This is a genomic window from Planococcus dechangensis (genome assembly GCF_042654465.1).
GTDB classification, from domain to species: Bacteria; Bacillota; Bacilli; order Bacillales_A; family Planococcaceae; genus Planococcus; species Planococcus dechangensis.
This window is the reverse complement of the sequence record NZ_JBHSGL010000005.1, coordinates 32,279-43,934: the sequence shown is the minus strand read 5'-3', so window position 1 is coordinate 43,934 and position 11,656 is coordinate 32,279. Positions and strand designations below refer to the sequence as shown.

Sequence of the window (11,656 nt, the reverse complement as noted above, 5' to 3'; positions counted from 1 at the left end):
CCTACCCTTCTATTAATACCAAAAATGAAATTCCGATAAACGGCTGCCGAAAAAGAAATTGAGCAGCAAGAATAAAAATGCATATATATGAGCCCAGGCATAATTCATGCCATTCAAGGAGCCTTGCCGGTGCCGCCATAAGATGACGCTGTAGATGATCAACAAGATGAACGATCCGACAATTTTCACATCCAATAAAGAAAACTCTTCAAGTGAGACAACCGCCCATTGAAAGCCAAGGACGAGCGACACGAACAACAGCGGAATGCCGACCAAGATGGAAATGGTCGCGCCTTGCTCGGTTTGGCCGAGCGACGGCAAGCTGGTCCATTGCTTGGTCCATTTTTTCTGCTTCAGCAAACGGTATAGCAGCAAATGCAGAGCCGAGAAAACGAACGACAACGAAAATGCCGCATATGACAGAATAGCGAACGTGATGTGGATGAACAATAGCTCAGACACTAACGCTTCGCCGACTGGCGAGCGTTCGATCTGCACCGGTGCAAACGTATGGATAACCATAAAGATGAATCCGATCATATTGATCAAAAATACCGCAAAGTCAAAGCGGTAAAAAATCCGCAGCACGAGCGACAGCGTAACCAGCAGCCAGGCATAGAAATAAATGCCTTCAAATAACGTCAAAACCGGAAAGCGCTGCGTCTCGATGATGTACAGCACAAGAAACACGGTTTGCATAAGCCAAACAATCCCAAGAAGTGACATGGCGATCCGGATGGCTTTTTTCGTAGTATATAAATAATCGACAAAATAAAAGACAAGACTGACAGCATATAGTATAACCATAGCTTCATGCAGCCTTGCCATTGTTATATCAGCCATCCCATTCCCCTTCGTCTCCATAATTAAAGGCGTTTCGCCTCTACATTTTAACATATAGAATCGAAAACGCCTCATTATAAGATAGCTTTGTCCCGCTTAAACGGGCGGTAAATATGCGATTGGACCAACAGGCAATCAGCGGGGACAAACGCTTCCGACCGATTGGGCTGTTTCTTTAAACAGTATAGCCTGGAGCTTCAATTGTTTCCTGTTGTTTTTCAAGACGCGCTTGCTCCGCTTTTTGGCGGACGGCACGGGCTTGCTTGTCACGCTGTTCTTCCACTTCTTCTTCGATGCCGAAGATCTGCATGAACAACTCTAATTGTTCGCGTGATTTTTTCGCGGTGCCCATTTCTTTCGCCTGCAAAATCGGCTCTTTCAATAATTGATTGATGATTGATTTTGTATGTTTGTTGAGGATTTTCTTTTCACGGTCCGTCAAATCCGGCATCTTGTTTTCGATGCTCGCCATCGTCTCGGCTTGAATGCCGAGCGCTTTCTCACGCAAGGCAGAGATGACCGGGACGACACCGAGTGTACCGAGCCAATCGTTGAATTGCTCTGCCTCTTGTTCGATCATGACGCCAATTTGTTTGGCGGCGCGTTCACGCTCAGCAAGATTCGCTTCGACGATGCCTTGCATGTCATCAATATCGTACAAGAAGACATTTTGAAGGTCGCCGATGCGCGGATCCATGTCACGCGGTACCGCAATATCGACCATGAATAAAGGCTTGCCTTTGCGGAGCTTTTCGACAAACTGCATCAATTCCAAGTCGATGACGAAATCAGTCGACCCTGTAGAAGAAATGAGGATGTCCGCTTCAAGCAATGCACATTGCAATTGATTCAACGGCTTTGCGTTGCCGCCGAATTTGTCTGCCAGCACTTCCGCTTTCTCGAATGTGCGGTTGATCACGGTAATGCGATCTGCGCCGCTGCCTTGTAAGTTTTTGATGGCGAGTTCGCCCATCTTCCCTGCTCCGAGAATGACGACATGCTTGTTCTTCAGCGTTCCGAAAATCTTTTTGCCCAGCTCAACAGCCGCATACGATACCGATACAGCGTTTTCGCCGATCGCCGTTTCGTTATGCGCACGTTTTGCGAGCGTGACGGCTTGCTTGAACAATTGATTGAAAACCGTCCCTGTCGTTCCGATTTCCTGCCCTGCAAGAAAACTGGACTTTACTTGGCCGAGAATTTGCGTCTCGCCCAGCACCATCGAGTCGATACCGGCTGTAACACGGAACAAATGATCAATCGCTTCGTCCTGTTCATGAAGGAACAAATATTGAGAGAATTGTTCCATCGGAATGTTAAAATAAGAAGCCAAAAATTGCTTCACATAAAAACGGCCGGTGTGAAGTTGATCCACTACGGCATAAATTTCCGTTCGGTTGCATGTCGATACGATCACGTTTTCCAATATGCTTTTTTGTTGTTGCAGCGCTTGCATCGCTTGTGGAAGCTCGCTTTCGATGAACGACAGCTTCTCACGGATCGATACAGGTGCTGAACGATAGTTGACCCCGACTACGAGTGTATGCATGGGCTTAAAACACCTTTCACGTTCAATATTTCATTTCCCTAAGTATACCACTTCAAAAGCGGAATATGCCTACGATTTTGTGAACAAGGCATGAACCTGCTTATTAATAATCATTCTAAACTTAACCTTATTCCAATTCTAGCAAAGCGCGAATACCGTAACAAGTATAACGCTTGTAGTCGGAATAGACTGTGAACTTACACACAATATCCATTCTTTTTTGGCTCTTTTATGATTGCACTATTGAGGCATCAGGAACGAGATTATAGAGATGAATATATGTGAAATGGGTGTTGTAGAGATTGCGCTGCAAGGGGCACGCTTGCCGAGGGGCGGGCGTCGAGCCAATGTGCCGCAAAGGGCGCGCCACATTTGTCTCGCCTGTCCCGCGCAGTCCCTCCGGCGTCGGCCCCTTTCCGCTTCATCTCTAGTTTTAGAATAGTAGTAAATCTCATCACTATCTCTATATTTATAACTGATTAGTATCTGCTTGTTGATTTGTATAAGTTCAGGTACTCAGCATCTCGAAATTCATAATTAGTTTATACAACTCCAAATAAGCGTTGCCACTTAGTCCATGAAGCTGATTAAAGAAATAACTTCCTAACTCAAAGAATTCTATGTCATCTCCTAGCCGCACGGCGTATGCGGCTTAACAGCCCGTGCTCCCATATCTGCTAAGCAGATGCGTCGCAAATGAATCGGCTCAACTTCCTTTCGACAATTCATTGGCTAGCCGAAGCAATGAGACAAGTGCTTTTCTTGGCTCATTGCGAGAGGCATGCCCTAAGCGGAAGGCGGTTTTTTCGATAAGAAGCCTATAGAGAACCATGTATTTCACTCATTTGTCTAATCATCCTTAACCGTTGCTACTAGCTATAGATAAAAACCAATAAAAAAAACAAGGACCGAAAAATCAATGATTTTTCGGTCCTTGTCTGTTTTCAGCTCATGCGTTTTTCGATTTGCTTCCAGGCTTCGTCTTTGCCGAGCCCTGTTTCGGAAGAGAAGACGATTAATGGATCGCCTTTTTCCATGTCCAGTGTTTCGCGGACAATTTTCTTATGCTTGTCCCATTTGCCTTTTGGAATTTTATCCGCTTTAGTGGCAATGATGATGCACGGGATATTGTAATGCTTCATGAAATCATACATCATCTGGTCATCTTTACTCGGCGGATGGCGCAGGTCGACGATTTGAATCACCGCACGCAATTGCTCGCGGCTGGTGATGTAGGTCTCGATCATCTTGCCCCATGCTTCACGTTCGGTTTTCGAGACTTTCGCATAGCCATATCCTGGTACATCGACAAAGAACAATTGCTCTTCAATCTTATAGAAGTTCAAAGTTTGTGTTTTGCCGGGTTTGGATGAGATCCGCGCCATGCTTTTGCGGCCGATCAATTTGTTGATAAAAGATGACTTCCCGACATTCGACCGTCCGGCAAGTGCAAATTCAGGCAGTTCCGTCTCCGGGTATTGTGCAGGGCGTACTGCGCTGATCACCAATTCTACGTTATGGACTTCCATTATTTGTCTCCTTCCAATGCAATCTCGAGCGCTTGTTCCGCTTGGCTGACGAGATGGAATTCCAATTCTTCACGAATGGATTCTGGCACATCATCGAGATCGCGTTCGTTTTCTGCAGGGACGATGATCGTCTTCAATCCTGCTCGGTGGGCACTCAAGGTTTTTTCTTTCAGCCCACCAATCGGCAAGACACGCCCGCGCAGCGTAATTTCGCCTGTCATCCCGACATCGCGGCGCACAGGGCGCTTCGTGAGTGCAGACACCAGCGCAGTCGCAATCGTCACACCGGCAGAAGGACCGTCTTTTGGAACGGCTCCTTCCGGCACGTGGATATGGATATCATGCGATTTGTGGAAGTTCGGATCGATGCCAAGCGCTTCCGCTTGAGCACGCACGAATGATAGGGCGGTTTGTGCCGACTCTTTCATGACGTCTCCGAGCTTTCCTGTCAATTGCAGTTTGCCCGTACCGGCAGACAAGGATACTTCAATCTGCAAGGTATCGCCGCCGACAGCCGTGTATGCAAGTCCAGTCGCTACGCCTACTTGATTCTCCGTTTCAGCGACGCCGTAACGGAATTTCTTTTTGCCGAGATACTCTTCGACTTCTTTCGCTCCAACCGTTACATGCTCTTGTTCTTTCGACACAATTTGCTTGGTCACTTTACGGCAAATCGATGCGATTTGACGCTCCAAGCCGCGTACGCCGGCTTCCCGTGTATAGTAACGGATCATGGCGACGAATGCATCTTCTTCGAATGACAGTTGCTCTTCGGACAAGCCATGTTCTTTCACTTGCTTTGGAGCCAAATGGTTTTTGGCGATGAGTTTCTTTTCAAGCTCCGTATAGCCGGCAATCGAAATGACTTCCATCCGATCGCGCAAAGGTCCTGGAATCGATCCGAGGTCGTTTGCGGTTGCGATGAACAGCACATTCGACAGGTCATAGCTTTCTTCGATGTAATGGTCGCTGAACGTATTGTTTTGCTCCGGGTCCAGCACTTCGAGCATAGCCGAGGACGGATCGCCGCGGAAATCGTTGGACATTTTGTCGATTTCATCGAGCAAGAATACCGGGTTGACCGTTCCTGCTTTTTTCATCCCTTGAATGATGCGTCCTGGCATCGCGCCGACATAAGTCCGGCGGTGGCCGCGGATTTCCGATTCGTCACGCACGCCGCCTAGCGAAATGCGGACGAAATTACGGTCGAGTGATTCGGCGATCGAGCGCGCAAGTGAAGTTTTCCCAACTCCCGGGGGCCCGACGAGGCACAGAATCGGCCCGCGCAATGACTTGGTCATCTGTTGGACGGCCAAATACTCGAGCACGCGTTCTTTGACTTTTTCCAATCCGTCGTGATCACGGTTCAATACTTCTTCTGCATAGTTGATATCGAGGCGGTCTTCGGTCGCTTCCGACCAAGGAATCGTAATGAGCCATTCGATATAATTGCGGATAATGCCGCTTTCTGCTGCGGCAGAAGGCAGCTTCTCATAGCGGTCCAATTCTTTCAGCGCCGTCTTCTCAGTCGATTCGGGCATGCCGGCATCATTGATGCGCTTTTTGAGGTCCGCAACTTCTGCGCCTTTGCCATCCTTGTCGCCAAGTTCGGTTTGGATCGCTTTCATCTGCTCGCGCAAATAAAACTCTTTCTGGGTTTTTTCCATCGCTTTTTTCACGCGGTCGTTAATGCGCTTTTCGATATCTTGGACTTCCTGTTCATTGTGCAGACGGCTGATCAATAGTTCCAGGCGCTTGCTGATGTCGAAAGTCTCGAGCACTTCCTGTTTTGCCGGCATTTTCAGTGACAAATGGGAAGCGACCATATCAGCCAGGCGGCCCGGCTCTTCGATATCTGACACTGTATTGAACGTCTCGGTCGTCACTTTTTTCGAGTTTTTGCCGTATACTTCAAATTGCTCCAACAAAATACGCATCAATGCATCTTGTTCGGCATCGCGCTCCGGTTCATCGGGGAACGATGTCACTTCGACTACAGTAAATTTGTCTTCTTCTTCATAGTCTTTCCACTGGCCGCGCTCTAAGCCCTCGACGAGCACGCGGATCGTGCCGTTCGGCAATTTGAGCATTTGCTTGACGTACGCCAAAGTGCCGATTTTATGCAAGTCATCTTTTTCTGGCTGTTCAACGGCCATATCTTTTTGGGCAGCCAAAAAGACGATTTGATCATCCATCATCGCTTGTTCTAATGCCGCTATGGAACGGTCGCGCCCGACATCGATATGCAGAACCATTGCCGGGAAGACGAGCAGCCCGCGAAGTGGCAAGAGCGGGACTCGCTTTGTTACTTTTTTCTTCGCCATTGTAATCCACCTCCGTTAATTCTCTATAACTCGAGTACTGCTAAGTATTTTCGTGAAAAAAAGGGCTGACTCCCGTACGCGCGGATGTGCACGATTCAGAGTCAGCCCGTATCATCCTATTCTTGTGTATCCGCCGGACAATTTAAGCGGATGTTTTTTCGTTGCTGCTGTTGTCTAACACCGTGCCGTCTTCAAGAATCAATTTAGGCTGGACATTATCCGTCACCGTCTCTTTCGTGATGACGCATTCGGTAATGTCTTCACGGGATGGCAAATCATACATCACATCAAGCATGATGTTTTCGATGATTGAACGCAATCCACGCGCGCCTGTTTTGCGTTCGATCGCAAGGCGGGAAATTTCCACCAATGCTTCGTGTTCGAACGTCAATTTCACGCCATCAAGCTCCATCATTTTCTGATATTGCTTGATCAATGCGTTTTTCGGCTCTGTCAGAATTTGCACAAGTGCATTTTCATCCAATTGCTCTAAGCTTGCGAGTACCGGCAAACGTCCGATGAATTCAGGAATCAAGCCGAATTTCAGCAAGTCTTCCGGAATCAATTGGCTAAGAAGAGACTTGTCGTCCAACTCTTCTTTGTTCGGGTCTGCGCCGAAACCTATAATCTTGTTGCCGAGACGGCGTTTGATGATCTGCTCGACACCATCGAACGCGCCGCCGACGATGAACAAAACGTTCGTCGTATCGATTTGGATGAATTCCTGATGAGGATGCTTGCGTCCGCCTTGCGGGGGAACGCTTGCTGTTGTACCTTCCAAGATTTTCAGCAATGCTTGCTGAACGCCTTCGCCCGAAACATCGCGTGTAATTGATGGGTTTTCGGATTTGCGCGCCACTTTATCGATTTCATCGATATAGATAATGCCTTTTTCTGCACGTTCTACATCGTAATCAGCTGCCTGGATCAGTTTGAGCAAGATGTTTTCGACATCTTCCCCGACATAGCCGGCTTCAGTGAGTGATGTAGCATCGGCAATTGCAAACGGTACATTCAGGATGCGCGCGAGTGTTTGCGCTAGCAAAGTTTTCCCGCTTCCTGTAGGCCCGATCAAAACGATATTCGATTTCGAAAGCTCGACATCGTCGATTTTGCTGTTGGAGTTCACGCGCTTGTAATGGTTATAAACTGCTACAGCCAATGATTTCTTCGCTTTTTCCTGGCCGATGACATAACCGTTCAAGGTATCCAAAATCTCTTTTGGTTTTGGAACTTCTTTGAATTCGACTTCTTCTTCCGTGCCGAGCTCTTCCTCTACGATTTCCGTGCAAAGTTCGATGCACTCGTCGCAAATATATACACCTGGTCCAGCGACCAGTTTACGAACTTGTTCCTGCGGCTTACCGCAAAATGAACACTTTAAATGCTCTTTTTCGTCATTGAATTTGAACAATGTAGTCACCCCTATTCAAGCCATTATCTTACAAGATTAATCTGATTGTATCAACTAATTAGAACTATTCCAATCAAACCGTCTTTATATATGAAGAAACTCTAACTATAGAAAACAAAAACTATATTTTGTGCGGCAATAATTCAAAGCGATTGGGTCGATTTAACATTATGTATAGAAAACAAGGTGCGGATGCCGCACCTTGTTTTATTGAAAGATCTTATTGGTTTTATTCAGAAGCCTTAGCGTCGTCAGAGATTTTAGCGTTCTCTACTAGGAACTCAACCGTGTTTTGCATGCGGATGTCGTTCTCAAGCATTTCAGTGCCGCCAAGCGCTGTTTTGATTTGTTCTTTGTCCATGTTGAACTGGCTAGCCATTTTTTCAAGCTCTTTGTCGATGTCTTCAGAAGTGACTTCCATGTTTTCCGCTTTAGCGATCGCTTCAAGCGTCAATGATACGCGTACACGTGTCTCGGCATCAGCTTTCATTTGCTCGCGGAGTGCATCTTCGTCTTGTCCTGAGAACTGGAAGTACAATTCCTTGTTCATGCCTTGTTGGCTTAGGCGCTGTTCGAAGTCCTGCATCATGCGGTCGATTTCCGTGTTGATCATCGCTTCAGGAATTTCAACTGTTGCGTTTTCAGCAGCTTGTTGCACGAGGTCATCGCGTAGTTTAGCGTCAGAAGCAGTTGCTTTTTCAGCTTTCAAGCCGTCTTTCATTTTCGTGCGAAGTGCATCAAGGCCTTCTACTTCTTCGTCAAGTTCTTTAGCGAACTCGTCGTTAAGCTCTGGCAATTCTTTTGCTTTCACTTCGTTTACCGTTACTTTGAACGTTGCTGCTTTTCCAGCAAGTTCTTCTGCATGGTATTCTTCAGGGAAAGTAACTTCCACTTCTTTTTGTTCGCCGGCTTTAGCGCCGACCAATTGCTCTTCAAAACCTGGGATAAATGAGTTTGAACCGATTTCTAGCGAGTAGTCATTGCCTGCTCCGCCTTCAAACGCTTCTCCGTCTACGAATCCTTCGAAATCGATCACAGCAGTATCGCCATTTTCGATTGCGCTGTCTTCTTTGACAGTCAATTCAGCCATACGTTCCTGGCTTTCTTTCAATTGCGTTTCGATTTCCTCGTCCGTTACGTTGACGTCTTCTTTCGTAACTTCAAGGCCTTTGTATTCGCCAAGCTGCAATTCAGGCTTTACTGTCACTTTCGCAGTAAAGACAAGCGGCTGGTTCTTTTCCAAAGTTTCGATGTCGATTTCAGGGCGGTCAACTGGGTTGATTCCTGACTCTTCGACTGCGTTCGCATATGCATCGGGAAGGATGAAATCAAGTGCGTCTTGGTAAAGTGATTCTACACCGAAACGCTTTTCGAACATTTGGCGTGGCATTTTCCCTTTACGGAAACCTGGTACGTTAATTTCTTTGACGACTTTTTTGAATGCTTTATCAAGTGCGCCGTTTACTTCTTCAGCCGGTACTTCTACTGTTAAGACTCCGACGTTACCTTCTTGCTTTTCCCATTTTGCTGACATGTATAAGCCCTCCAAACATTTTTTTACAAAGTGTGTACTTTATTTGTACGAATTTTTGACAACCTCCACATTATATCATACATACGAGCAGGTTCAACTATTTCTAACCATTGCGCAATTCTATGTAGGCCTCCGCTTGCTTCAGCAGATCTATCAGTTCTAAGTTGGCATGTTCCGGCGTTTCCCCGCTGAACAAACTGTCGAGATAAAGACGGTAAGCCTCCGCAATGTCCGCTTCCTCGAAATCTTCCCAGAAAAACGGATACAGCAAGTAGATATGCCGGTCGACCAATTCCATCGCCATCTGCAATTTCGCAGGTTCTTTCTCCAGCGCACTTTCGAGCATCATGCGGATATTGAGCAGCCGGGTATCTTTCAAGGGGTCTGGGAGTGCTTCAATGGCAAACTCACGCATATAATGAAACTTTTCTAAATGGACAGTTCCAGAGAGCCCTTGTTCACGCAGCATCAATAATAAATAAGACTTTGCCACCCAGTCCACCTGAGGGTGTGCGATGAGCTTTTGTAATTGTTTTTGCATCGCAGCGTATGCGTCTTTCGGGAGTTCGGTCACGCGCTGTTCCTGCTCAAGCGGGCTCAACTGCAAGAACGGCTCTGTCGCGTAGCGTTCGACATCTTTTTTAAACGAAGCGGTGCTGTCTGCTATGCGCTCATTCAACTCGCGCAATTGATGGAATTGCTCGAGGCGCTCTGCTGGCAGAACGTTTTCCTCGATCAGCACTTCGATCATTTTTTCCGCTTCCTGAAACTCTTTCACTTGCATTAAAATGCTTATGTATAACTCCATCGTCTCCAAGTAATGGATGGGTCCGATGCGCAGCAATTCTTTGACCACTTCGAGGGCTTCTTCATAGTCGCCCAGCTCATACAAGCTATATGCATATCCGCCAAGAGCTGCTGCGTGCTCCGGCTCATAGACAAGCACTTGATACAATTTGTCGCGCGCTTCTTCGTATCGTTCATTCTTCAAACTGGTCATGCCTTCCGTCAACAGACGCGTGACGGTCGTCGGGAAAACAATGACATTGCCCTTGCGTGTTAAATCTCCAAATTTCTTCCGCATCCTACCACCTCTTTGTCCATTCATCATACCATAGGAATTAGCTCAGTAAAAACCTAAGCTGGCGCTATTATGCGCCAGCTGGCTGACCATTCAAGACAAGCTGGTAGCGGACTTCTGCCTTTAAAGAATGAGCGACTGGGCAATACTTCTCTCCACTCACCTGGATTGCGTGAAGCACTTTATCTTTCTCGATATCGCCCTCGACCAAAAACGTCACCGTTACCGCTAAAAACTCTTTTGGCGGCGCTTTGCGCTTTTCCCCTTCGGTGACAATTTCAATCGAACGCACCTTGCCCATTTTTGAACGCAGGATCATGATGACATCCATTCCGACACAACCCGCGAGCGATCCGAGAAGCGCTTGCATGGGCAACATGCCTTGTTCGTGCCCGACCCCTTTATGGGCATCCATCTTCAACACATGGCCGCCTTGCCCGCTCGCTTCAAAAACAAAATCCCCTTGCCATTTCGTGCTGAGCTTCAACAATTCCGTTTCCACATCTATCACCCTCTCCGCTTTTCTCTAGTGTATCACCAGAATTCAGAACATTTCATCTTTTAGCAAATAAAAAACTGCCCGCAAATGCGGAGCAGTTTTAAATGAGGACATGGGCAGCGACGTATGCTATGTAACAAACCACTTCACGCGCAAAAAACGGTGCCGTTTTAAAAAAGCTTGTGAACTCGGTCGTAGGAGTTGGAGATGAATGCGCATCAATTCCCGCATGCTCTGCCATAAGCAATGCTCGTTTCATATGCAATGGATCGCTGACGACCAAAAAACTCGATAAATCGTTTGCCGCGGCAAGCTCGCCGGCAAACTTGAAGTTTTCGGAGGTGACGAGTGATTCGGTTTCAATGAGAATATCTTCAGCCGGCACATTATTACGGATGGCAAAACCCCGGCTGACCGCTGATTCCGCAAAATCCGCACCGTCGGTAATGCCGCCAGTGAAAATGATTTTCTTCACATAGCCTGCTTCGTATAAATCGATTGCATGGCGTATCCGCTGTTCGAGCACAGGAGAAGGCTCTTCGCCGATGATTTTCGTGCCGAGGACAATTGCCGCATCTGCTTCAAATATTTCCGACTCATTGCCGAATGCCCATATGCTTAACGCGGTCGATGCGATGAGGCTCGCTTGAAGAAGCGAGAAAATGATCAAAATTCGTTTCCAGTTGATGTTAAACACGAGTCATTTCCACCTTTAGGTCTGTTTTTTCTCTATCTTTTTCCATTGTACTCGAATGCACGCAAATAAACAGCAGAAAATCAAATGGCCATCATTTGCTCACAAATGAATGGCCACGATAGCGACAAATCAAACCCGGCTTCCCAATTAGGGTCCAAGCTTTTATTTTGCCTGTTGAAAGGAAAC

The 11,656-nt window shown here is 46.9% G+C and carries 9 protein-coding genes; all 9 read right to left on the bottom strand.

Going from position 1 to position 11,656, the window contains the following annotated elements; genetic code table 11:
- Nucleotides 1-12: 12 nt before the first annotated feature.
- Nucleotides 13-843, bottom strand: a complete 831-nt coding sequence (gene ccsA, locus ACFO5U_RS03240; protein WP_377276668.1) for a cytochrome c biogenesis protein CcsA — start codon at nucleotides 841-843, stop codon at nucleotides 13-15.
- Between the two features lie 175 nt (nucleotides 844-1,018).
- Entirely contained in the window at nucleotides 1,019-2,392 is a 1,374-nt protein-coding gene (gene hemA, locus ACFO5U_RS03235; RefSeq protein WP_377276666.1) for a glutamyl-tRNA reductase, read from the bottom strand.
- 944 nt (nucleotides 2,393-3,336) lie between these two features.
- A complete protein-coding gene (gene yihA / locus ACFO5U_RS03230) occupies nucleotides 3,337-3,921 on the bottom strand; it encodes a ribosome biogenesis GTP-binding protein YihA/YsxC (protein ID WP_377276665.1) in 585 nt (194 codons plus the stop codon).
- A complete protein-coding gene (gene lon, locus ACFO5U_RS03225; protein WP_377276663.1) occupies nucleotides 3,921-6,245 on the bottom strand; it encodes an endopeptidase La in 2,325 nt (774 codons plus the stop codon). The genes yihA and lon overlap by 1 nt, the downstream gene beginning before the upstream one ends.
- A gap of 142 nt (nucleotides 6,246-6,387) precedes the next feature.
- Nucleotides 6,388-7,659: an ATP-dependent protease ATP-binding subunit ClpX gene (clpX, locus tag ACFO5U_RS03220; RefSeq protein WP_377276661.1), complete on the bottom strand. Its 1,272-nt coding sequence runs from the start codon at nucleotides 7,657-7,659 to the stop codon at nucleotides 6,388-6,390.
- A 229-nt stretch (nucleotides 7,660-7,888) separates the two neighbouring features.
- Nucleotides 7,889-9,193, bottom strand: a complete 1,305-nt coding sequence (gene tig, locus ACFO5U_RS03215; protein WP_377276659.1) for a trigger factor — start codon at nucleotides 9,191-9,193, stop codon at nucleotides 7,889-7,891.
- Nucleotides 9,194-9,296: 103 nt separating this feature from the next.
- The gene (locus ACFO5U_RS03210) at nucleotides 9,297-10,277 is read right to left on the bottom strand and encodes a tetratricopeptide repeat protein (RefSeq protein WP_377276658.1); all 981 of its coding nucleotides are present in this window, start codon (nucleotides 10,275-10,277) and stop codon (nucleotides 9,297-9,299) included.
- Between the two features lie 67 nt (nucleotides 10,278-10,344).
- Nucleotides 10,345-10,776 (bottom strand): OsmC family protein, encoded by a 432-nt coding sequence (locus ACFO5U_RS03205; protein ID WP_377276657.1) that lies wholly within the window; start codon nucleotides 10,774-10,776, stop codon nucleotides 10,345-10,347.
- Between the two features lie 97 nt (nucleotides 10,777-10,873).
- Complete coding sequence (locus ACFO5U_RS03200) at nucleotides 10,874-11,470, bottom strand: YdcF family protein (RefSeq protein ID WP_377276655.1); 597 nt, start codon at nucleotides 11,468-11,470, stop codon at nucleotides 10,874-10,876.
- Between the last annotated feature and the right edge of the window lie 186 nt (nucleotides 11,471-11,656).

Excerpts from the sequence above, each read along its gene's own strand:
- ccsA (WP_377276668.1), bottom strand. The coding sequence starts at position 843 with ATGGCTGATATAACAATGGCAAGGCTGCATGAAGCTATGGTTATACTA.
- hemA (WP_377276666.1), bottom strand. The coding sequence starts at position 2,392 with ATGCATACACTCGTAGTCGGGGTCAACTATCGTTCAGCACCTGTATCG.
- yihA (WP_377276665.1), bottom strand. The coding sequence starts at position 3,921 with ATGGAAGTCCATAACGTAGAATTGGTGATCAGCGCAGTACGCCCTGCA.
- lon (WP_377276663.1), bottom strand. The coding sequence starts at position 6,245 with ATGGCGAAGAAAAAAGTAACAAAGCGAGTCCCGCTCTTGCCACTTCGC.
- tig (WP_377276659.1), bottom strand. The coding sequence starts at position 9,193 with ATGTCAGCAAAATGGGAAAAGCAAGAAGGTAACGTCGGAGTCTTAACA.
- ACFO5U_RS03210 (WP_377276658.1), bottom strand. The coding sequence starts at position 10,277 with ATGCGGAAGAAATTTGGAGATTTAACACGCAAGGGCAATGTCATTGTT.